Annotated in this window: 26 protein-coding genes; 8 read left to right on the top strand and 18 right to left on the bottom strand. The window is 62.4% G+C overall.

All coding sequences use genetic code 11. The annotated features are described in order from the left end of the window. Positions 1–15: 15 nt before the first annotated feature. The 3 genes from NKI79_RS07415 to NKI79_RS07425 all read right to left on the bottom strand — a co-directional run bounded on the left by NKI79_RS07415 (position 16) and on the right by NKI79_RS07425 (position 3,128). Entirely contained in the window at positions 16–462 is a 447-nt protein-coding gene (locus NKI79_RS07415; protein ID WP_352800767.1) for an HPr kinase/phosphorylase, read from the bottom strand. Positions 463–493: 31 nt separating this feature from the next. Further along, positions 494–2,278: a sensor histidine kinase gene (locus NKI79_RS07420; protein ID WP_352800769.1), complete on the bottom strand. Its 1,785-nt coding sequence runs from the start codon at positions 2,276–2,278 to the stop codon at positions 494–496. Positions 2,279–2,426: 148 nt separating this feature from the next. Then, positions 2,427–3,128, bottom strand: coding sequence for a response regulator transcription factor (locus tag NKI79_RS07425; RefSeq protein WP_023677547.1), 702 nt, complete (start codon positions 3,126–3,128; stop codon positions 2,427–2,429). A gap of 342 nt (positions 3,129–3,470) precedes the next feature. On the opposite strand from NKI79_RS07425, the gene NKI79_RS07430 reads away from it, so the two are divergent. The 3 genes from NKI79_RS07430 (at position 3,471) to NKI79_RS07440 (ending at position 6,347) form a co-directional block, all read left to right on the top strand. Further along, complete coding sequence (locus tag NKI79_RS07430; RefSeq protein WP_352800771.1) at positions 3,471–5,081, top strand: phosphoenolpyruvate carboxykinase; 1,611 nt, start codon at positions 3,471–3,473, stop codon at positions 5,079–5,081. 79 nt (positions 5,082–5,160) lie between these two features. Further along, a complete protein-coding gene (gene arfB / locus NKI79_RS07435; protein ID WP_352480188.1) occupies positions 5,161–5,598 on the top strand; it encodes an alternative ribosome rescue aminoacyl-tRNA hydrolase ArfB in 438 nt (145 codons plus the stop codon). Between the two features lie 131 nt (positions 5,599–5,729). Next, positions 5,730–6,347, top strand: a complete 618-nt coding sequence (locus NKI79_RS07440) for an alpha-ketoglutarate-dependent dioxygenase AlkB family protein (protein WP_352800773.1) — start codon at positions 5,730–5,732, stop codon at positions 6,345–6,347. A gap of 174 nt (positions 6,348–6,521) precedes the next feature. Here the strand turns inward: NKI79_RS07440 and NKI79_RS07445 are convergent, their stop codons facing one another. From NKI79_RS07445 to hisB, 12 genes are all read right to left on the bottom strand, one after another. Then, the gene (locus tag NKI79_RS07445) at positions 6,522–6,956 is read right to left on the bottom strand and encodes a GtrA family protein (RefSeq protein ID WP_352480186.1); all 435 of its coding nucleotides are present in this window, start codon (positions 6,954–6,956) and stop codon (positions 6,522–6,524) included. Continuing rightward, complete coding sequence (locus tag NKI79_RS07450; protein WP_352480185.1) at positions 6,949–7,641, bottom strand: class I SAM-dependent methyltransferase; 693 nt, start codon at positions 7,639–7,641, stop codon at positions 6,949–6,951. Before NKI79_RS07450 ends, NKI79_RS07445 begins: the two co-directional genes overlap by 8 nt. Next, positions 7,641–8,681, bottom strand: a complete 1,041-nt coding sequence (locus tag NKI79_RS07455; RefSeq protein WP_502901905.1) for a glycosyltransferase family 2 protein — start codon at positions 8,679–8,681, stop codon at positions 7,641–7,643. Before NKI79_RS07455 ends, NKI79_RS07450 begins: the two co-directional genes overlap by 1 nt. A 78-nt stretch (positions 8,682–8,759) precedes the next feature. Continuing rightward, on the bottom strand, positions 8,760–9,719 hold the full coding sequence (gene coaA / locus NKI79_RS07460; protein ID WP_352480184.1) for a type I pantothenate kinase: 960 nt from the start codon (positions 9,717–9,719) through the stop codon (positions 8,760–8,762). Positions 9,720–9,737: 18 nt separating this feature from the next. Continuing rightward, positions 9,738–10,064 carry a phosphoribosyl-ATP diphosphatase gene (locus NKI79_RS07465; RefSeq protein WP_352800776.1) on the bottom strand — a complete coding sequence of 109 codons (327 nt, stop codon included), beginning with the start codon at positions 10,062–10,064 and terminating at the stop codon, positions 9,738–9,740. A gap of 36 nt (positions 10,065–10,100) precedes the next feature. Then, positions 10,101–10,895, bottom strand: coding sequence for an imidazole glycerol phosphate synthase subunit HisF (gene hisF / locus NKI79_RS07470; RefSeq protein ID WP_352801075.1), 795 nt, complete (start codon positions 10,893–10,895; stop codon positions 10,101–10,103). Continuing rightward, positions 10,892–11,728 (bottom strand): arginase family protein, encoded by an 837-nt coding sequence (locus NKI79_RS07475; RefSeq protein ID WP_352800778.1) that lies wholly within the window; start codon positions 11,726–11,728, stop codon positions 10,892–10,894. The genes hisF and NKI79_RS07475 overlap by 4 nt, the downstream gene beginning before the upstream one ends. Then, entirely contained in the window at positions 11,725–12,474 is a 750-nt protein-coding gene (gene hisA, locus NKI79_RS07480; RefSeq protein WP_352480182.1) for a 1-(5-phosphoribosyl)-5-[(5-phosphoribosylamino)methylideneamino]imidazole-4-carboxamide isomerase, read from the bottom strand. Before hisA ends, NKI79_RS07475 begins: the two co-directional genes overlap by 4 nt. Positions 12,475–12,476: 2 nt before the next feature. Next, a complete protein-coding gene (locus tag NKI79_RS07485) occupies positions 12,477–12,767 on the bottom strand; it encodes a DUF1330 domain-containing protein (protein ID WP_352800780.1) in 291 nt (96 codons plus the stop codon). Positions 12,768–12,770: 3 nt separating this feature from the next. After that, positions 12,771–13,421, bottom strand: a complete 651-nt coding sequence (gene hisH / locus NKI79_RS07490) for an imidazole glycerol phosphate synthase subunit HisH (protein WP_352480180.1) — start codon at positions 13,419–13,421, stop codon at positions 12,771–12,773. 1 nt (position 13,422) lies between these two features. Next, entirely contained in the window at positions 13,423–13,896 is a 474-nt protein-coding gene (locus tag NKI79_RS07495) for a DUF2628 domain-containing protein (protein ID WP_352800782.1), read from the bottom strand. Positions 13,897–13,900: 4 nt separating this feature from the next. Then, a complete protein-coding gene (gene hisB, locus NKI79_RS07500; RefSeq protein WP_352647742.1) occupies positions 13,901–14,500 on the bottom strand; it encodes an imidazoleglycerol-phosphate dehydratase HisB in 600 nt (199 codons plus the stop codon). A gap of 223 nt (positions 14,501–14,723) precedes the next feature. Here hisB and hslV point away from each other — a divergent pair, with 223 nt between their 5' ends. The 5 genes from hslV to NKI79_RS07525 all read left to right on the top strand — a co-directional run bounded on the left by hslV (position 14,724) and on the right by NKI79_RS07525 (position 18,868). Beyond that, positions 14,724–15,275, top strand: a complete 552-nt coding sequence (gene hslV / locus NKI79_RS07505) for an ATP-dependent protease subunit HslV (RefSeq protein WP_254815927.1) — start codon at positions 14,724–14,726, stop codon at positions 15,273–15,275. Continuing rightward, a complete protein-coding gene (locus NKI79_RS07510; RefSeq protein ID WP_352477085.1) occupies positions 15,265–15,807 on the top strand; it encodes a GNAT family N-acetyltransferase in 543 nt (180 codons plus the stop codon). The genes hslV and NKI79_RS07510 overlap by 11 nt, the downstream gene beginning before the upstream one ends. Before the next feature lie 4 nt (positions 15,808–15,811). Beyond that, positions 15,812–16,408, top strand: coding sequence for a DUF2585 domain-containing protein (locus NKI79_RS07515; protein WP_352800785.1), 597 nt, complete (start codon positions 15,812–15,814; stop codon positions 16,406–16,408). Positions 16,409–16,412: 4 nt separating this feature from the next. Further along, positions 16,413–17,726, top strand: a complete 1,314-nt coding sequence (gene hslU / locus NKI79_RS07520) for an ATP-dependent protease ATPase subunit HslU (RefSeq protein WP_352477083.1) — start codon at positions 16,413–16,415, stop codon at positions 17,724–17,726. A 182-nt stretch (positions 17,727–17,908) separates the two neighbouring features. Further along, entirely contained in the window at positions 17,909–18,868 is a 960-nt protein-coding gene (locus NKI79_RS07525; RefSeq protein ID WP_352800786.1) for a DUF1402 family protein, read from the top strand. A 35-nt stretch (positions 18,869–18,903) separates the two neighbouring features. Here NKI79_RS07525 and NKI79_RS07530 read toward each other — a convergent pair whose 3' ends face one another. The 3 genes from NKI79_RS07530 to NKI79_RS07540 are packed head-to-tail and all read right to left on the bottom strand — an operon-like array spanning position 18,904 to position 21,620. Continuing rightward, positions 18,904–20,133: an NAD(P)/FAD-dependent oxidoreductase gene (locus NKI79_RS07530; protein WP_352801077.1), complete on the bottom strand. Its 1,230-nt coding sequence runs from the start codon at positions 20,131–20,133 to the stop codon at positions 18,904–18,906. Between the two features lie 2 nt (positions 20,134–20,135). After that, entirely contained in the window at positions 20,136–20,450 is a 315-nt protein-coding gene (locus tag NKI79_RS07535; protein WP_023677524.1) for a MocE family 2Fe-2S type ferredoxin, read from the bottom strand. A gap of 39 nt (positions 20,451–20,489) precedes the next feature. Further along, positions 20,490–21,620, bottom strand: coding sequence for a fatty acid desaturase family protein (locus tag NKI79_RS07540; RefSeq protein WP_352801079.1), 1,131 nt, complete (start codon positions 21,618–21,620; stop codon positions 20,490–20,492). Between the last annotated feature and the right edge of the window lie 33 nt (positions 21,621–21,653).

A 21,653-nucleotide genomic window follows, 5' to 3' on the forward strand; every position in this document is an offset into this window, starting at 1 on the left:
AAAATCGAAATCGGATCACAGGAAAGGCACAATCGACAGACGCGACATCACTGCCGGCAAGGCGGCCGCGACATTGCGCCCGGCAAGATCGATGCGCGGCACTGTCACACCGACAACGAGTTCGCTGCAGTCTTCCTGGAAACGGGCCATTTTGCCGGCTGGCACCAGCCGGATAATGAGGTCGATCACGCAGCTTGGCTCGAACTGTATCGGTTTGGGGCCGAATCCCGGCACCTCGACGAGGCCGGCTATGCTGGCTGGTGCGCGGCAGACCAGCCGCCCCTCGCAATCGGCGGCAAAGAGCTGGTCATCGCCGATCAGCCGGGAAAACAGCCCACGTTGGCTGCAATGATCGATCAAGGCGAGCGCCAGCGTCGTCTTGCCCAAGCCGGACGGTCCGGTGATGAGAATGCCGCGATCACCTATCAGGATCGCGGTGCCGTGAATGTGTTCAGGCTGCACAATAGGACCAGGCGAGATTGGAATTCATCCCTCAGCCTTCCGCCGGCAGCGTCACCACGAAGCGAGCGCCCTTGATCTCGCCAGGCTTGGTGCCCGGGATGTTCTCGGCGCTCAGCGTGCCGCCATGGGCTTCAACGATCTGCCTGGATATCGACAGGCCCAGGCCCGAGTTCTGGCCGAACGCCTCACCGGCCGGCCGATCGGTATAGAACCGCTCGAAAATGCGATCGATGTTATCGGCCCGGATGCCGGGGCCATTGTCGTCGATGGTGACGATGTTGAACTTGCCGGCGCGTGCCAGCGATATGGTGATGTGGCCACGATCTTCGGGAACGAACGAGCGGGCATTCTCGATCAGGTTGGTGATCACCTGGCCGATCCTCAGATCATGGCCGACGACGAAGTAGCCTTTCACGCCCTGCGGCAGTTTGGCGACCTTGAACTCGATCTCGACCGCCTTCTTGTTGCGCGTGGCCTCGCGCGAGACGGCGACCAGATCGGTGATGAACTTCTTCAGGTCGACGGTTCCCGCGTCCTCCCGCGCCAGCTCGGCATCAAGACGGGAGGCATCGGAAATATCGGTGATCAGGCGGTCCAGCCGCCTCACATCGTGCTGGATGATATCCATCAGCCGGCTCCGCGAATTGTCGTTCTTGGCCAGCGGCAATGTCTCCACAGCGCTGCGCAGCGAGGTAAGCGGGTTCTTCAGCTCGTGCGAGACATCCGCGGCAAAACTTTCGATCGCCTCGATACGGGCGTAGAGCGCATTGGTCATGTCGCGCACGGCGATCGAGAGATTGCCAATCTCGTCCTGGCGGTCGGAGAAGTCGGGGATTTCCTCGCGGTTCTTGACGCCGCGGCGAACCCTGACCGCCGCCGCGGAAAGCCGGCGAAGCGGGTTGGCGATGGTGGAGGCCAGCAGCATCGACAGGATGGCGGTAACCAGGGCGGCGATGCCGAACACGCGCAGGATCGCCTTGCGCTCGGCCGCGACGATCTTGTCGATGTCGCCGCCTTCGGTCGACAGCATCAGCACGCCGAGAACGGCACGGAAGCGCTGGATCGGCACCGCCACTGAAACGATCTGCTCGCCCTGCTCCGAGATCCGCACGATCGTCGACGGACTGCCGGTAAGCGCCTTGACCACTTCCGGAAACGCAGCACCGTTGCCGCCCGGCTGCTCGCGATAGACAGGCAGCTGCTTGTTGCGGAAGAAATCAAAGACGAATTTCTGGATGCGCTCCAGAAGGTCCGGCTGTTCCTCTTCGACCGGCGGCAGGTCGTAGCGAAGGATCTGGCCGCGCGAATAGAGATGGCGGGAATCGAGCAGCAGGTTGGCGTCGCGGTCATAAATGCGGGCGCGCGTGCGCGTCGGCGAGATCAGCCGCCTGAGCACCGGCGCCACGCGCTCCGGATTGATCGGGAAATCGAGATTGTCGAGCTGGTCGGAGCCCGGGCCGAGGCTTTCGCCGGCCTGCAACTCAAGCAGCTTTTCCGGATCGATGCTGATCGAATCGGTTTCGACCGTCGCCGATGCGGCGATCGCGCCGGCGATGATCTCGCCTTGGGTCATCAGGCTCTCGACACGGGCGTCGATCAGCCCGTCGCGAAAGGTGTTGAGGTAGAGAATGCCGGTGACCAGGACGGCAAGGCCGGCGAGATTGAGAAAGAGAATACGCCGTGTCAGGCTGGAAAAGATGTGATGGCCGAGAAACCGGCGCATCGGCACCGTAATTTTCGACACGAAGGCGGGCAGAATCCGCGGCGGGCGCCTGGCGGCGCCCGACCGTCTCACTCGCTCTACTTCCACTGCCATCGAATAGCAGCTCCCGCTCGGTAATTAGTGAGTAGTGAGTCGGCAGCAGGAATAGAGAAATGGTTGGCTGAGATCGCGGCGATGCATGGGTGGCCGCTCGCATCATTCAAAACTGACTACCGACTATTCCCTACTGCCTACTGCCTATTCATGCTTCGCGGAACCGATACCCGACTCCGTAAAGGGTTTCGATCATTTCGAAGTCATCATCGACGGCCTTGAACTTCTTGCGCAGCCGCTTGATGTGACTGTCAATGGTGCGGTCATCGACATAGACCTGCTCATCATAAGCGGAATCCATCAGCGCATCACGGCTTTTTACGACGCCCGGGCGCTGTGCCAGGGAATGCAGGATGAGGAACTCGGTGACGGTCAGCGTCACCGGCTCGCCCTTCCAGGTGCAGGTGTGGCGCTCCTGGTCCATGACAAGCTGGCCGCGCTCAAGCGACCGAGCCTGCTGGTTGGGCGCCTTGGCCGCCGCCTCGCGGGTGCTGGCGCGGCGCAGCACGGCGCGGACGCGTTCGACCAGAAGACGCTGCGAGAAGGGTTTGCGGATGAAGTCGTCGGCGCCCATCTTGAGGCCAAACAGTTCATCGATCTCATCGTCCTTGGAGGTCAGGAAGATCACCGGCAGGTCGGATTTCTGACGCATCCGGCGCAGCAACTCCATGCCGTCCATGCGCGGCATCTTGATGTCGAGGATGGCGAGGTTCGGCGGGCGCGCCGCCAGTCCCTCCAGCGCCGATGCCCCATCCGTGTAGGTTTCGACCCGATAACCCTCGGATTCGAGGGCGATCGAAACCGAAGTCAGAATGTTGCGATCGTCGTCGACAAGCGCGATTGTTGCCATTTCAAGCGGCTCCCTCATGAGCTGTCCCTTCTTTCGTCGAGAAGGGGCTTTTGCAGGACAAATTAGGTACAAAATGTGGCATAGGCTTTATCCGCTGTCACGCGCGGCACGCCGGCGGCCACAATTGTACCTCGATATGGATTGGACGAATGAACATCGCCAATCCTTTGGGCAACCATCAGTGTTTTTGCACATATAAACGATTTAAACAACTTTCAAAATATTTAAATCGATTAATGATTTGATATCATTCGCCTTTTCTGGTTTTGACGTTATTAGCTCCTGCAATGGGGTTTCCGGAATTCGCCGGTAAAGACGCGGTAAATCGAAGAAGGGACACCCATGTCGGAAGCCGGCAAACGCAATCCTGCATGTGCAATCGATCGGATCGGCCTGAGAACCACTGGCGTGGTGCGCTATAATTTCGGCGCGGCCGCGCTCTACGAGGAGGCAATCCGCCGTGGCGAGGCCCGACTCACCGCGCATGGCGCGCTTGCCGCCGAGACCGGGCAGCACACCGGCCGCTCGCCCAGGGACAAATTCGTGGTGCGCGACGAAAGCACCGCGCCGCATGTATGGTGGGACAACAACAAGGCGATTTCGCCGATCCAGTTCGATACGCTGCTTGCCGATTTTCGCGCCCATGCGGCTGGAAAGGACCTTTATGTGCAGGACCTGGTCGGCGGTGCCGACGAGGAACTGAAGCTGCCGACCAGGGTGATCACGGAGCTTGCCTGGCACTCCTTGTTCATCCGCAATCTGCTCATCCGGCCTGCAGCCGCCGAACTCGAGCATTTCGTGCCCGATTTGACGATAATCGACCTGCCGTCGTTCCGCGCCGATCCCGCCCGCCACGGCACGCGCGGCGAAACGGTGATCGCCGTCGATCTTTCGCGCATGATCGTGTTGATTGGCGGTACCTCTTATGCCGGCGAGATGAAGAAGTCGGTGTTCACAGTGCTCAATTATCTGCTGCCGGCAAAAGGCGTGATGCCGATGCACTGCTCGGCCAATGAAGGGCCCGCCGGCGACGCGGCCGTTTTCTTCGGCCTTTCCGGGACCGGCAAGACGACGTTGTCGGCCGACCCGTCGCGCACGCTGGTCGGCGACGACGAGCATGGCTGGGGACCGCACGGCATCTTCAATTTCGAAGGCGGCTGCTATGCCAAGACGATCAAGCTTTCGGCTGAAGCCGAGCCGGAGATCTTCGCCACCACCCAGCGCTTCGGCACGGTGCTGGAGAATGTGGCGCTCGACGCCGGCCGCGTGCCGGATTTCGACGACGGCGGGCTGACCGAAAACACGCGCTGCGCCTACCCGCTCCATTTCATCCCCAACGCCAGCAAGACGGGGCGCGCCAGCCACCCGAAGAACATCATCATGCTGACCGCCGACGCATTCGGCGTGATGCCGCCGATCGCGCGCCTGACCCCGGCGCAGGCGATGTATCATTTCCTCTCCGGCTATACCGCCAAGGTGGCGGGGACCGAGAAGGGCGTTACCGAACCCGAAGCGACATTTTCGACATGCTTCGGCGCACCGTTCATGCCGCGGCATCCGTCGGAATACGGCAATCTGCTGCGCGAGCTCATCGCCCGCCACGGCGTCGATTGCTGGCTGGTCAACACCGGCTGGACCGGCGGCGCCTACGGCACCGGCAAGCGGATGCCGATCAAGGCAACGCGGGCGCTGCTCGCGGCGGCGCTCGACGGCTCGCTGAAAGCGGCCGACTTCCGCACCGACGCCAATTTCGGTTTTGACGTACCGGTGACGGTTGCCGGCGTCGACCGCGCCATTCTCGACCCGAGATCGACCTGGGTCGACAAGCCCGCCTACGACCGGCAGGCGGCAAGGCTGGTCGGCATGTTCGTCGACAATTTCGAAAAGTTCGAAGCCCATGTCGACGCCACCGTGCTCGGCGCCGCACCACGCATGCAGGTAGCGGCTGAATAGCCGTCGCCCCTGGTGATGCTTCAAGGCCCGGCTTCGATCGGGCCTTTTCTTTTTCCGCCTGCCGCGCCATGACTGCGGCATGAACGCCGACGACAAGATCATCATCACCGACGATGCGGTGATTAATCCGGGCGACCTGCACGAGGACTTCATCCGTTCGTCCGGCCCGGGCGGCCAGAACGTCAACAAGGTGGCGACGGCAGTGCAATTGCGCTTCGATGCCGCCAATGCGGCTGGCCTGTCGGAGCGGGTGCGCGAACGGACCATCAAGCTTGCCGGCCAGCGCGCCACCAAGGACGGCGTCATCGTCATCGAAGCCGGACGCTTCCGCACCCAGGAGCAGAACCGGGCGGACGCCCGGGCGCGGCTGACGGCACTGGTTGCCAAGGCCGCCGAACCACCGCCACCGCCGCGCAAGAAGACCAGGCCATCCAAAGGCGCGGTCGAAAGACGGCTCAAGAGCAAGGCCGGGCGCGGCTCGATCAAGAAAATGCGCGGCCGGGTTGAGGATGAGTGACAGCCGAAGCGGCTTCGGATCTCAGATCGCCGGCGTAACGCGCGCAGCTACTGTCGGAGGCGGCTTTCGGGTCGCCGTTTTCGTTTGACGGTGGCATTCTGATTTTCCAGACCAACGGATCAAGCAACGCGATGCTCGTACTGCCCAAAGGCGTCCGCCATATGCCCGGCCACCTCTCGCGCGCCATGCAGGAAGTGCTGGTGGAAGATATCAGGAAAGTCGTGGAGGAAGCCCCGCTGTTCGTGCCTGCAATGCCGCGTACCGGCAAGGAGATGAGCGTGCGCATGACCAATTGCGGCCCGCTGGGCTGGGTCACCGACAAGGAGCACGGCTATCGCTACCAGCCGACCCACCCGGTGACCGGAAGGCCTTGGCCGCCGATCCCGGAGATGCTGCTCGATCTGTGGCGGGACGTATCTGCCTATGCGCACCCGCCGGAGGCCTGCCTGGTCAATTTCTATTCGCAGGATGCCAAGATGGGCCTTCACCAGGACCGCGACGAGGCGGATTTCTCGGCACCGGTCGTCTCGGTGTCGCTCGGCGACGAGTGCCTGTTCCGGATCGGCCAGACGACGCGCGACGGCGCCACCAAATCGTTCAGGCTGAAGAGCGGCGATGTCGTAGTGCTTGGCGGCGAAGGCCGGCTCTGCTTTCACGGCGTCGACCGTATCTACCCCTCGACCTCGGCCTTGTTGAAGAACGGCGGGCGGATCAATCTGACGCTGAGGCGGGTGACGACGCCGACATAGGCTGTTCGGGTGCCCGGGGGTGCCAGTAGCACGACCGCCGTTGTAGCGTTTGGCCAGCAGCAGGGCACTGCCCCGGCCAGGGTTGCAAGCCCGGAGCTGGCGGTGCGTTGCATCGTTGCGCGCACGCCAGGCCTGGAGCGCCAACAGCCGATCTCGGGCGGTCCGGGAATCGCATCATCTCGAGCCGTTCCGCAAACCTAGACCAGCGCTGGCGAATACCCAGTGGCGAAGCATCACATAGTTGACGAGCGGGATTACGAGGCATGTCAGCACAATCGGAATCTGCGCCTGCAGGCCCAGAATCCCGGACAACACGGCGGGCAGAAGAAATGACACCGCCAGACCAAGCAATGTCAGCACGAAAAAGCGAGGCGCCTCGAAACGATGCGCCCCGCTGGACGCGAAGGTAAAATACTTGTGGCCGGCGTAGGAGTAGAGGGCCGCGATGACGTAAGAGAGCACCGAGCCAGAAGCGGGCCGCATCAATGGCGTTTCCCCCATCGAAAATACCGCGGCAAGCAGTGCGTAGAGCAGAGTGGCGCCAAGGCCGATAATCAGGAAACGCGCCGGCTGCTTTGCAAGTCTGAAGCCCGAACCGGCGCTAAACACGGCCGCTGCATATATATTGCGCCCCGAGCGGCAGGTGCGAGACCCAGCCCTCGACCTTGCGCGCGACCGAATTCGCGAAAGGAAACATCAGAAAATGTCTACCTTCGACCTCTGTGAGGCCGGCTGTCTCCATGAGATTCCCGGCTTGGCGGCGACTGATCAGGACAGCATCTTCATCGAAGGGGCAGCGGAAGACGGCAAGGCGTGTCAGCGGATTGTACGGGTTGTGCTCGATCACCGAGACAACGCCGCCGGGTCGGACGACGCGTCGCATCTCGCAAACAAAGCTCGGCCAATGTTCAGGCGGCACATGATGGACGACGCAAACGGCGAATGCGAGGTCGAATGTGCCATCCGCGTAAGGCAGCACGGGAGCCGTGTAGTCGGCATAGGTGACCCAGGGGTTTTCCTCACGCGCCCGGGCGATGGATTCCCTCGAAATGTCGCAGCCGTGAAGGTCTGGAAAAAGCGGCTTCACGTAAGGATGCAGCGCGCCGATCCCGCAGCCGACATCAAGCGCCCGAACGCTGCCGTCGCGCCTCGCGATACCGCGTGTCGCGATCAGGTCGGCGAGAGGGGCCAACTTGGCCTGCAGGAAGAAGTCATGCTTCAGCCCGGAGAACCTGATCGAGTCGTCGACCGTCCTGTTATAGGTGGTGCGATATTGATCGAAGAGTTCGGCCATCAACCAAACCTTCTGTCGCGTGACGCCGACAACGTCGCCTCGGTGTTTCGATTGTCGACTTCCGCCCGGAGCGCGTCCTCGAAGCCAGTAAGGCGATCAATGACGTAGAGCGGCCGGCGCTTGATCTCGGAGTGGATCCCGCCGACATAGAGGCCGACGATACCGGTCATGAACAGGTTGATCCCCGACAAGAAGGAAACAATAACAACTGTCGACGTCCAGCCTTGGACAACACCGAAACTGAATGCCCAGGAAGCCACGGCGAAGAGCCCGAGCAGCGCGGCTACCCCCGAGATAGCGAGCCCGGCCCAGAGCGCCATACGCAAGGGTTTTTCCGAAAAGCCGATGACCCCGTGGACAGCCAGGCGGAGCATCTTCCAGAAAGGATACTTTGTTTCACCTGCGGCGCGCGCCGGCCGCTCGAATGAGACCGCCGTCTGCTTGAATCCCATCCAACCGAACATGCCGCGCACGAAACGGTTGCGCTCCGGCATCTGCTTGAACGTATCGAGAGCCTTGCGGCCGATTAGCCGGAAATCGCCAACGTCGCGGGGAATGTCGACCGAAGTCATCTTCTCCATCAGCCGGTAGAAGATGCTGGCTGTCAGCCGTTTGAACCAGGTTTCGCCTTCGCGCCGCATACGCCTCGCGTAGACGATTTCATAGCCCTCCTTCCACTTTTCCACCAGTTGGAGAACGACTTCCGGGGGATCCTGGAGGTCGGCATCCATGACCACCACGGCTTCGCCGGCAGCCGCATCCATGCCGGCCGTAATTGCAATCTGGTGCCCGAAATTGCGCGACAGTTCGATCAGCCGGAAGCGTGGCTCCTCGGCAACCATCCCACGCAGGTAGATCACACTCGTGTCGGTACTGCCGTCGTCGACGAAAATAGCCTCTGCCGGTGCGTCCAGCACGTCGAGCAGGGCGACTATTCGCCGGATAAGGAGTGGAAGAACCGCCTCCTCGTTGAAGATCGGAATGACCAGGGAATAGCGGAGCTGCGTCGCACGAACTCCGGTACTGCTCGCGTTGATCACAGACTGCTCCCGACAGATCCGCTGGAATTGCCCATCGAACACTAGCCGGGATAGCCTAAGGCGCCGTTAACCGCGCCGTTACAGTTTCCTGAGCGCCACTTCCTCGACCAGATGGTTGGCGCCCTTGCGCAGGATGAGATCGGCTCGGGCGCGGGTCGGCAATATATTCTCGCGCAGATTCTTCAGGTTGATGTTGGTCCACAGACCCTCGGCGATGGCGCGGGCCGCATCCTCGGAAAGTTGCGAATAGCGGTGAAAGAAGGAGGCCGGGTCGCGGAAGGCGGTTTCGCGCAACCGCATGAAGCGGGCGATATACCAGTGATGGATCAGCGCCTCCTCCGCATCGATGTAGATGGCAAAGTCGAAGAAATCCGACAGGAAAGGCACGATCTTGCCGTCCTTCGGCAGCTTGCCCGGCTGCAGGACGTTAATACCTTCGAAGATCAGGATGTCGGGCCGGTCGATGGTTTGGAACGCGCCCGGAATGACGTCATAGGTCAGGTGCGAATAGACTGGCGCGCGGACGTTGCGCTGCGCCGATTTGATGCCGGACAGGAAACGCAGCAGCGCGCCGACGTCGTAGCTGTCGGGAAAGCCCTTGCGCTCCATCAGATTGTTGCGGCGCAGGACTTCGTTCGGCAGCAGGAAGCCGTCGGTGGTGACCAGGTCGACCTTGGGACTCGACGGCCAGCGCGCCAGCAGCTCCTTTAGCACGCGCGCCGTGGTCGATTTGCCGACCGCGACGGAACCGGCAATGCCGATGATGAACGGTGTCTTGGCCGCGTCCAGCGCGTTGAAGAAGGCCTGGCGCTGCCTGAACAGGAGTTGACTGGCTTCGACATGAGCCGACAACAGCCGCGACATCGAAAGATAGATGCGCTCGACTTCGTGGAGATCGACCGGATCGTTCAGCGACCGCAGACGACGGATTTCGTCCTCGGTGAGCGTCATCGGCGTATCGGCGCGGAACCGCGACCATTGCTCGGCCGAGAAGAAACGATAGGGTGAATACTTCTCGGTAGGAGCGAGCTGGTCCATCGAGTTCCTCCGCAGCGATCAGCCCCGGTCCAGCCGAGACGCCTTTTCGGCGATGCCCGAACGACCGGTGCGGTGTTCAAGCTCGTTGAGCACATCGCTCAGCGGAATTTCCGCTATGCCGAGAACGACAAGCCAATGATAGATGAGATCGGCGCTTTCCGAAACAAGCGCGTCCCGGTCGGCGCTGACGGCTGCGATCACCGTTTCGACCGCCTCTTCGCCGAGTTTCTGCGCTGCCTTGCTCATGCCGCGCTGAAAGAGCTTGGCCGTCCACGAATCCGGATCGCCGGAACGCGCGCGTTCGCCAATAATCTTCTCCAGATCGGAGAGCGAGAACTCGGTCATGACGGCGTTTACAGCCTCTTCTTAGCCGGAAAGGCTCTAGGACCGATTACCCGGCGAGTCCAGCCGCATCGGCAGTCCGGCCTGAGCCATGTGCAGCTTGGCTTCGGCGATGCTGTAGGTGCCGAAATGGAAGATCGACGCCGCCAGCACCGCGCCGGCATGGCCGTCGCGAATGCCTTCGACAAGGTGGTCGAGCGTGCCGACGCCGCCGGAAGCGATGACCGGCACGCGTACAGCGTCGGCGACCGCGCGGGTAAGTGCTATGTCGTAGCCGGCCTTGGTGCCGTCGCGGTCCATCGATGTCAGCAGGATCTCGCCGGCGCCGAGATCGACCGCTCGCCGAGCGAACTCGACAGCGTCGATGCCGGTCTTCTCGCGGCCGCCATGGGTGAATATCTCCCAGCGATCGGCCTCGCCCGCAGCGGACACTTTCTTGGCATCGATGGCGACGACGATGCACTGGTTGCCGAATTTGTCGGCAGCCTCGGCGACAAAACTTGGGGTCTTCACCGCCGCCGTGTTGATCGACACCTTGTCGGCGCCGGCCAATAGCAGCTTTCTGATGTCGGCGACCTGACGGACGCCACCGCCAACGGTCAGCGGCATGAAACATTGTTCGGCGGTGCGGGCGACGACATCGAAAATGGTCTCGCGGTTTTCCGACGAGGCGGTGATGTCGAGAAAGCAGAGCTCGTCGGCGCCGGCCGCGTCATAGGCTTTTGCCGCTTCGACGGGATCGCCGGCATCGACCAGGTCGACGAAATTGACGCCCTTGACGACACGACCGTTCTTGACGTCGAGACAGGGGATGACGCGGGCTTTCAGCATCAGATCCTCTCGATCGCCGCAAGAAAGTCGACGAGCAGCTGGCCGACGACGGGCGGAACCTCGGACTGGGAATCAAAGGCCGGGTCGTATGCCGAGAGCGTAACGCCCACGATCGGGATGGACCTGGCCAGTCCGCAGGCAAGCTGCCGTAACTGTTCCGGGCTCGGACCGCCCGGGTGCGTGTAGCGGTTCACCTGCAGCATATTCGGATCGAGAACATCCAGGTCGAGATGCAGATGCGCCCGCACAGTCCCTGTCGCCGTGAGCTTTCCGATCATATCGAGTGCGCCGGCACATTCGGTGCGCACGATTGGCAAGGTTTCCAGCAGGCGCTTTTCGTCGGGATCGAGGTCGCGGGCATCGACCAGCATGCAGCGCGCCGGGTTTATCGGCCGGAACCCCGGAATCGCTGCCGCCATCGGACGCCAGCAGAGCCCGAGAGTCGCCGCCAGCGCCATGCCGTCGAGAAAGCCGTAGGCCGACGTCTCCGGCGTGTTGAGATCGCCGTGCTGGTCGATCCAGATGATCGAATCCGCGGCTTCACCGGCAACCGCTCCGGCGGCGGTCAGACAATTTCCAGCAAGGATAATGGGGAAGCGTCCTCCATCGCGGGCGAGGCTAACCTTGGTCGCGACAGCGTTGCAGACGGCAAAGCCGGTTGCGATTTCGCGCCCCTGCTCGTCTCCCACCTTGCCGATATCTTCGACGGTGACGTCATGGCCAGCCACGGTCAGGGCTTCGACGAGCCCACCGCCGATGATAGCGTCCGGCCCCTGGCCGCACCCTTCATGATGGTGCCCGCTGTCATAAGGGGCGACGATAATCGAGACTTTCATGATGACGCCCCTGCCGTGGGCTTGCCGCGCAGGATCGCCAGCGCCTCGGCCGGATCGATGCGGCCGTCATAAAGCGCGCGGCCGGAGATCGCGCCTTCGAGCTTGCGGGCATCGGGCATGGTCATGCGCACGATGTCGGCGATCGAGGCGAGCCCGCCCGAAGCGATGACCGGGATCGACACCGCGTCGGCGAGATCGATGGTAGCGTCCCAGTTGATGCCGGTCAGCACACCGTCGCGGTCGATATCGGTGTAGATGATGGCGGCGACGCCGGCACCCTCGAATTTCCTCGCCAGTTCGATCACGCCGAGACTCGAGGCCTCGGCCCAGCCTTCGACCGCGACCTTGCCGCCCTTGGCATCGATGCCGACGGCGATCTTGCCCGGGAATGCCTTGCAAGCCTGCCTGACCAGATCCGGATCGCGCACCGCTACGGTGCCAAGAATGACGCGGGCAAGCCCACGGTCGAGCCAGTCCTCGATCTGCGCCAGGGTGCGGATGCCGCCGCCGAGCTGCACCGGATTGCTCGTCGCCTTTAGGATGCCGCCGACCGCCGCGCTGTTGACGCTCTGGCCCTTGAAGGCGCCGTTGAGGTCGACGACGTGCAGCCATTCGAAGCCCTGCTCTTCGAAGGCGCGCGCCTGGGCCGCCGGATCGTCATTGTAGATCGTCGCGGTCGCCATGTCGCCGTGCCGGAGGCGCACGCATTTGCCGTCCTTGAGGTCTATGGCCGGAAACAGGATCACCTTCAGGCGCCTTCGACGATGACAAAGTGCCCGGTCGAGCCGGCGAGCCTGTACTTCAAGGCCTCCTGGTATTCAGGCGAGCCGTAGCATTCCAGCGCCATTTCATAGGATTCGAATTCCACCAGCACGTGGCGATTGCCGGTCGGTCCTTCCGGGCTGGTATACCGCCCGGCGCGCACCGGGAACTTCGCGCCGTATTTCGCGAAAGCCGCGGCATTGGCCTCGATGTACTGCTTGTAGATCTCGGGATCGTGGACATCGACCATTGCCATCCAATAGCCCTTCTTGCTCATGGTTCAGGGCCTCCAGCCTAGGAAATTGGTGATCAGCGCCAGGCCCAGCGCCTGGCTCTTCTCGGGGTGGAATTGCGTTCCGGCCAGGTTGTCGCGGACGACAGCGGCCGTTATCGGGCCGCCATAGTCGGCAACCGCCAGCACCTCATCCTCTTCCCGTGCATCCAGATGGTAGGAGTGGACGAAATAGGCGTGCAGTCCCTTGCCGCCCGTCGCAATGCCGGAAAACAGCGGATGCTTGCGCTTCAGGTCAATCGTGTTCCAGCCGATCTGCGGGATCTTCAGCGTCGGATCGGCCGGCGTGATCTCCTTGACGTCGCCGGCGATCCAGCCAAAGCCCTTTGTGACGGTCTTTTCCAGGCCTCGCTCCGACATCAGCTGCATGCCGACGCAGATGCCGAGGAACGGCCGAGCCTTGGCGATCGCCACCTCCTCGACCGCCTCCCACATGCCGGCGACCGCACGCAGTCCAGCGGCGCAATCGGCATAGGCGCCGACGCCGGGCAGGACGATGCGGTCGGCGGTCCTGACCCGCTCGGCATCGGCGGTGAGTTCAATCGCGGCGGCAATGCCGGCTTCATGCGCGGCACGCTCGAAGGCCTTGGTGGCCGAGCGCAGATTGCCCGACCCGTAGTCGATGATCGCGACCCTCATCTCAGGGCTTTCCCGGAATATGGTTCAGCCCCAGTGCCAGGCCCATCTGCGCCGGCCGGGCATGTGCTGCGTCTGGGACGATACGCTGCGCAGGAGTTTGTGCATCCGAATCCGCAGCGGCTTCCAACACATAGCGGATGTCGGCGTGGGCGCGCCTGTCGGCCTCTACGACGCCCCATTCATGCCAGCCGCGACGGCGCAGGGCTGCAATTCGCAAGCCTTGTCCCTCCAGCCCGACAAAGAGCATGACAAGGAAGGATAAAAGCGAGCCGGCTGTTTCCAGGTCCAGCCTTTCGCCCAGCATCGAGAGCAGGCCCATGGCGACAAACGCCAATGCCGCCTCGACCCACAGCCGGTGCCAGGCCAGCCACAGCGGCGGCACCAGGAAGCCGAGCCAGGCAAAGCCGTCACGGATAAAGGTGGTGTCCACGCTTTCACCGCGGCCTGGCGGCTCCATCACGACATAGATGGCCATGGCGTTACCCTTTCAGGGATCCCTTGGTGGAGGGAACCGCGTCCGGCTGGCGCAGGTCGCGCTCAAGTGCCGAACGCAGCACACGCGCCACGGCCTTGAAGCAGGTCTCGGCGATGTGGTGGTTGTTGGCGCCGTAATGATTGGTGATGTGCAGCGTGATGCCGGCATTCTGCGCCAGAGCGTGGAAGAATTCGCGCACCAGCTCGGTGTCGAACGTACCGATCTTCGGCGACGAGAACGAAACATTCCAGACCAGAAAAGGCCGGCCGGAGACATCGATTGCCGCCCGCGTCAGTGTCTCGTCCATGGCGAGGTCGATCGAGGCGTAGCGCATGATGCCGCGCCGCTCGCCCAATGCCTTGGCCAGCGCCTGGCCGAGGGCGATGCCCGTATCCTCGACGGTATGGTGGTCGTCTATATGCAGGTCGCCCTTGGCCTTCACGGTCATGTCGATCAGCGAATGGCGCGACAACTGGTCCAGCATATGGTCGAAGAAGCCGACGCCCGTCGAAATGTCGGATTTGCCCGAGCCGTCGACTTGAACCGACACGGAGATGTCGGTTTCCCTGGTCTTGCGGCTTATCTCGGCGGAACGGGGCGCCATGACCTCATCCTTGTCTCAGATTTGCACGTCAGGCGTTCACAGGCCTGAAAACGAAAGCCTTCTAGCAGCATGATCCGGCGATTGCCAGTTACCGCTGCGGAGCACTATCCGGCCCGGCGGATGGCCGGTTTGCAATCGTCCGGCCTATGCATACATATGGCCGATCAAGTCACTCGTAACGCACCGATCGCCTCGATGGGATCGGTGCTTGTCGGAGCAGGAAATGTCGAATGAACTGACCATGCATGCCACGACCATCCTGACCGTGCGCAAGGGCGGCAAGGTGGTGATCGCCGGCGACGGCCAGGTCAGCCTCGGCCAGACGATCATGAAAGGCAACGCCAAGAAGGTGCGCCGCATCGGCAAGGGCGGCAACGTCATCGCCGGTTTCGCCGGCGCCACCGCCGATGCCTTCACTCTGCTCGAGCGGCTCGAAGCCAAGCTCGAACAATATCCCGACCAGCTGACACGCGCCTGCGTCGAGCTCGCCAAGGACTGGCGCACCGACCGCTATTTGCGGCGGCTGGAAGCGATGATGCTGGTGGCCGACAAGTCGGTGTCGCTGGCGCTGACCGGCACCGGCGACGTGCTGGAGCCCGAATTTGGCGTCATGGCCATCGGCTCCGGCGGCAATTACGCGCTGGCAGCGGCACGCGCGCTGATGGACAGCGACAAGGGCGCAGAGGAGATCGCCCGCAAGGCGATGCAAATCGCGTCAGACATTTGCGTCTACACAAACAACAACTTCGTCGTCGAAACCCTCGATGCCGCCTGAGCGGAGCCTCCGCTATGGTTTTCGGCCGGTGACCCAGAGGGACCTGCCGATGATCGCCGGCTGGCTTGCCGAGCCGCACGTCGCCGAGTGGTGGGACGACCCAGAGACCGAGATTGCGGAGATCCGCGAGCATATCGACAGCATTTCGGTCGAGCCGCTGATTATCGAGCTGGACGGAAAGCCCATCGGCTATTTGCAGAGCTACGATCCGCATCTGGAGGACGGCCATCCCTATAGCGACCAGCCGTTCGGCACGCTCGGCATCGATCTGTCGATCGGCGTGCCGGAGCTTGTCGGGGTCGGCCACGGCTCCGCGATCGTCCGGCAGTTCGTCGAGCAGCTTTTCGAGGAAGGTACGCCGCGCGTCATCATCGACCCGGACCCCGCCAATGCACGGGCTATCCGTGCCTATGAAAAGGCCGGTTTCACGGCTATCGATCGCAGGAAGTCGGAATATGGCGATGCCGTGCTGATGGCGATTGATGCCCCAGAGGGTGATGCCGGACAGGGTGACGCAGAAGAGGGGCAATAGCAGCATGAGCGTATCCAGCGACAAAACCGTCTCGGCCTACGAAGACAGTTGGCGAATGGGGCTCCTGCTGGTTCTCGGCCTGGTCATCTTCCAGGCCGGGGTCCTCTATGGCATGGGGCGGACGCCGATGTGTACCTGCGGCTATGTCAAGCTGTGGCACGGCATCGTCCAAAGCTCGGAGAATTCCCAGCATATTTCCGACTGGTACAGCTTCTCGCACGTCATTCACGGCTTCCTGTTCTATGCGCTGGCGTGGTTCCTTTTCCCGCGCTCGCCGATCGGGCTCAGGCTGGCGTTTGCGGTCGTCATAGAGGGCGGCTGGGAGCTGCTCGAGAACAGCCCTTTCATCATCGACCGCTACCGCGCCGGCACGATCTCGCTCGACTATTATGGCGACAGCATCATCAATTCGGTGTCCGACACGCTGGCCATGGTGCTGGGGTTTGTCATGGCGCGAAGGCTTCCTATATGGGTGATCGTCACCCTCGCCCTCATCTTCGAATTCGGTGTCGGCTATCTCATCCGGGACAATCTGACACTCAACGTGATCATGCTGCTGCATCCGTTCGAGTCCATTCGGCAGTGGCAAAGTGGAATTTAGTGATATGAGCACCTTCTCTCCCCGCGAAATCGTTTCGGAACTCGACCGCTTCATCATCGGCCAGAAAGACGCCAAGCGTGCGGTGGCGATTGCCTTGCGCAACCGTTGGCGCCGCCAGCAGCTCGAGGGCCAGATGCGCGAAGAGGTGATGCCGAAGAACATCCTGATGATCGGCCCGACCGGTGTCGGCAAGACCGAGATTTCACGCCGCCTGGCACGCCTTGCCGGTGCGCCTTTCGTCAAGGTCGAAGCCACCAAGTTCACCGAGGTCGGTTACGTCGGCCGCGACGTCGAGCAGATCATCCGCGATCTGGTCGAGATCGCCATCGGGCTGGTGCGCGAGAAGATGCGCGAGGACGTCAAGGCGCGTGCCCACGTCAACGCCGAGGAACGGGTGCTCGAAGCGCTCGTCGGCAAGACGGCGAGCCCGGCCACCCGCGACAGTTTCCGCAAGAAGCTGCGCGACGGCGAGCTCGACGACAAGGAGATCGAGATCGAAGTGGCCGATACCGGCAATGGCGGCATGCCTGGCTTCGAGATCCCCGGCATGCCGGGCGCCAATATCGGCGTGCTCAACATCAACGACATGCTGTCGAAGGCGATGGGCGGCAAGAAGACCAAGTTGCGCAAGACGACCGTCAAAGAGTCCTACGGGCTGTTGATCAGCGACGAGTCCGACAAGCTGCTCGATCAGGACGAGGTGGTGCGCAGGGCCCTCGAATCGACCGAGAATGACGGCATCGTCTTCCTTGACGAGATCGACAAGATCGCCTCGCGCGAAGGCGGCATCGGTGCCGGTGTTTCGCGTGAAGGTGTACAGCGCGACCTGCTGCCGCTGGTCGAAGGCACCACGGTTGCGACCAAATATGGACCGGTGAAGACCGACCATATCCTGTTCATCGCCTCGGGCGCGTTCCACGTCGCCAAGCCCTCCGACCTGCTGCCGGAATTGCAGGGCCGCCTGCCGATCCGCGTCGAGCTGCGGGCGCTGGAGAAGGACGATTTCGTCCGCATCCTCACCGAGACCGAAGCCAGCCTGATCAAGCAGTATATCGCGCTGATGAAGACCGAAGGCGTCGACCTGGTCTTCACCGATGACGCGATCGATTCGTTGGCCGGCATCGCCGTCGACCTTAACGCCAGCGTCGAGAATATCGGCGCCAGGCGGCTGCAGACGGTGATGGAACGGGTACTGGACGACATCTCCTATGACGCGCCGGACCGTAACGGCACCTCGGTGACAATCGATGCCGCCTATGTCGAGAAGCATGTCGGCGACCTCTCCAGAAACACGGACTTGTCGCGTTTCATCTTGTAGGAGACTCTTGATTCTCCAAGAGGCCGGGGAATTACCCCCGGCCTCCGTCAAATTCAGCCGGCATTCCGGAGGTGTGGCCAAATGGAAGCATCCGGCAAGCTTTCGTCCCGTCCGGTGCAGGCGTCTCTCGACTCCCGGTGAAGCATTACCTAGTTTGCCGCCGATTATTTGGGCGGCGGCGCATGAAAAAACTGATCCTCGTCATTTTGGGGCTGACGCTGGCGACAGCCATGTTCGCCGCGCAAGCGGCAACGATGGTGCCGCCGGGCAACCGCAACACCGAGCAGCCTGACATACCGGGCGCATCGAGCCGGCGCACCCAGGCGACCAATACCACCTTCCAGGCGAAATACCGCAAAGTCTTTGCGCTGCTCCAGAACGATGCCGAGTTGCGCGGCAAGATCAAGCAGGCGGCCGCGGCCTATGGCATCGACCCAATGCATATCGTCGGCGCCATCGTCGGCGAGCACACCTACAATGTCGATGCCTACGACCGGCTGCAGACCTACTACGTCAAGGCGATCTCGTATTTATCGAGCAAGCTCTCCTTCGCCTATGACGGCGAGGACATCACCGATTTCGTGCAGCGGCCTCAATTCGCCAAATGCGCAGGGAAGTCCGATAGCTACGACCTATGGGAGTGCCGCGAGCAGGTGTGGAACCGGTCGTTCCGCGGCAAGACCGTCAACGGCGAGAGCTTCCCCAACGACCGCTTCGGTGCCACTTTCTTCCAACCTTATTATGCCGGCCAGACTTTTGGCCTTGGCCAGCTCAATCCGTTGACGGCGCTGGAAATGAGCGACCTCGTGCACAAGGTTTCCGGCCTGCCGGAACTCGACGTCAGCGACCCCAACGCGGTCTACAAGACCATCATGGATCCTGACCTGACACTGCCTTATGTCGCAGCAACGATCCGGAAATCGATCGACGCCTATAGAAGCATCGCCGGCTTCGACATCTCAGGCAATCCCGGCATCACGTCGACGCTCTACAATGTCGGCAACCCCGAACAGCGCGCCTATGCGCTGAAGGCCGAGAACGACAAGCGCCGCGCTGCGGGCGAGCCGGAAAAACTGCCTGAGGAAAATTACTATGGCTGGCTGATCAACGACAAGCTGCCGGAGCTGAAAGCGCTGTTTTAGCCAAACGCGTTCGGCCAACTATCCACGCCCTCAGCTCACGCCGCCAGCAGCGACTTCAGCTTGACGGTGTGCGAGCCTAGCGCTTCCGGCGCCGGCTTTGCCTGCTTTGCAATCAGCATCTCGGCCAGCCTTATGTCACGGGCGACCGCGTTGCCGGGGCCGATGCCGCTTGCCGCAACCAGCCTGCCGTCCTCGGCCAGATGAAACAGGATGAAGGCGCCGTCGCCAACGTCGCGGCGAACGATGCTGCGGCCTTCGTCCGACAGGCCGGCGATCTGCAGGGTCAATCCGTACTGATCTGACCAGAACCAAGGCACCGCCGAATGCGCCTCGCCGGCGCCAAGCATGTTCCTTGCGGCGAGTGCGCCCTGCTCCTGCGCATTGCGCCAGGCTTCCAGCCGCACGCGCGGGCCGCCATAGATAGCGAGCGGAAACGAACAGCAATCGCCGGCTGCAAAGATATCCCGGTCGCTGGTGCGAAGCTCGGCGTCGACGGCGACACCATTGTCGATGGTCAGCCCCGCCTCCGCGGCAAGTCCGGTCACCGGCACGGCGCCGATACCGATCACGGCAAGATCGGCGACAATGTCGTGCCCACCGGCAAGCGCGATGCGCACTTCGGCGCCGTCATCGGCAATGGCCGCGATGCCCTCGCCGCACAGGATTTTTACGCCTTCGGCTTCATGCGCCTGATGGATGACCTGCGCGATCTCGGCCGGCACGCCCCGCATCAGAATGCGCGGCTGCGCCTCGATGACGGTGACCGCGGCACCCAGCCTGCGCGCCGCCGCGGCGAGCTCGAGCCCGATGAAGCCGCCGCCGACTATGGTGATGCGATTGCCGGCGTTGAGATGGGCACGAATGGCCAGCGCGTCGTTGAAGGTTCGGAGGTAGACGCAGCGCCCGCCAAGGCCCGGCATAGGTAGTTTGCGCGGCACCGAACCGGTCGCCAGCAGGAGCTTGTCGTAGGCCAGGGCGGAACCGTCTGACAGGCGCACGACATGCGCCGTGCGGTCGATCGCCACAGCCAGAACCGAATGGATATGCCGGATAGAGCGCTCGGCCAGGATCGCGTCGCTGGCGATCGCCTTGATCAGGGGCGCGTCGGCGACCATCGCGTCTTTCGACAGTGGTGGGCGCTCATAGGGAAGATGCGGCTCGTCGCCGACCAAGGTTACGGGGCCATTATAGCCTAGCTCGCGCAGCGCAAGGGCGGCGCGCCCGCCGCATTCGCCGGCGCCGATGACGACCATTCCCTTCGTCATCATCAACCGATCCGGACCAGGACTTTGCCGGCGTCGACTTTGACCGGATAGGTCCTTAGATCGACGCAGACCGGCGCGCCCCTGGCAGCCCCCGTCTTGTAGTTGAAGCGGCCATTGTGCTTCGGGCACTCGATGATGTCGTCCATGACCAGCCCGTCGGCCAGATGCACCTTCTCATGCGTGCAAAGCCCGTCGGTGGCGAAATACTCGTCGTCGGGGCTGCGATAGATAGCAAAGGTGCGGCCGCCATGGTCGAAGCGCATCACGTCCTCTTCGTCGATGTCCTCGGCGTCACAGGCCTCGACCCAGTCGCTCATTTACGGTCCCTCGATTTTGGGTGCCTCGGCATGGGCTTGTCATTCGGCAGCCACCGCAGCGGCAGCGTTGTCGTTGTGGAAGTGCTCGCGATAGGGCCTCGCCGTCGGCGGCAGTTCGCGCTTGATGAAATAATCCTCATTGCGCAGCTGCCGCAGGAAGCTCGGTATCATCTCGCGGTAGCCGGCCAGGATGGACGGTGTCGGCGCCGGCAGATCGTGCTTGATCAGCTCATGCAGCCTGGGCAGCGCATGATAGGGCACCATGGGAAACATGTGATGCTCGACGTGGTAGTTCATGTTCCAGTAAATGAAGCGGCTTATCGGGTTCATGTAGACGGTGCGGCTGTTGAGCCGGTGATCGGTGACGTTTTCAGCCAAGCCGCCATGCTGCAGCAGGCCGACCATGACATGGTGCCACGCGCCGTAAAGCCTGGGCAGCCCGACCAGCATCAGCGGCAGGAACGAGCCCGTGTAGAGCGCCAGGGCAATGGTCGCGGCATAGACTGTCGTCCAGATGCGGGCAATGCGAATTGCCTTCGGCTGCTCCTGGTCGGGAATGAAGGTTCTTTCGGCCGGACTGATGATACCGGCTGCATTGCGCAGCATGTCGCTCATCGCATGCCCGGCGTCGAGAATGCCGACGAAGTTGAGCACGACGCGCAGCAGATCGGGCGGACGCATCACCGAGATCTCCGGATCGCGGCCGACGATGATGGTATCGGTATGGTGGCGCGTATGGCTCCAGCGCCAGGTCACCGGGTTGCGCATGATCATGAAGCAGGCGATCTGATAGACCACGTCGTTCATCCACTGCGTCCTGAAGGCGGTGCCGTGGCCGCATTCGTGCCAGCGTGAATCGGTGGAGGAGCCGTAGAGGACGCCGTAGACGAAGAAGAACGGCACGCACCACCAGCTGCCCCAGAACCAGACGCCGCCGGCTCCGCTCAGGATTAAGGCGCCGAGCCAGATGACCGTATCGCGGATCGCCGGGCCGTCGGAGCGCTGCATCAGCTCCTTCATCTGCTTGCGTGGCACGTCCGTGTGATACCACTCGGCCGCCGCCAGCCCGCTCTCGACGGCGAGCTTCGCGTCGCGGCCGATCAGGCTGTAGTCACGCCGGGACGCTGCTGTGGCGATCGTGTTCCCGGTTCGGAGTCCAATATCCACCATGGCGGAGGCCTCGATCATAGTCGGTCCGCATTC

Source organism: Mesorhizobium sp. M0340 (assembly GCF_040321535.1).
Classification (GTDB): domain Bacteria; phylum Pseudomonadota; class Alphaproteobacteria; order Rhizobiales; family Rhizobiaceae; genus Mesorhizobium.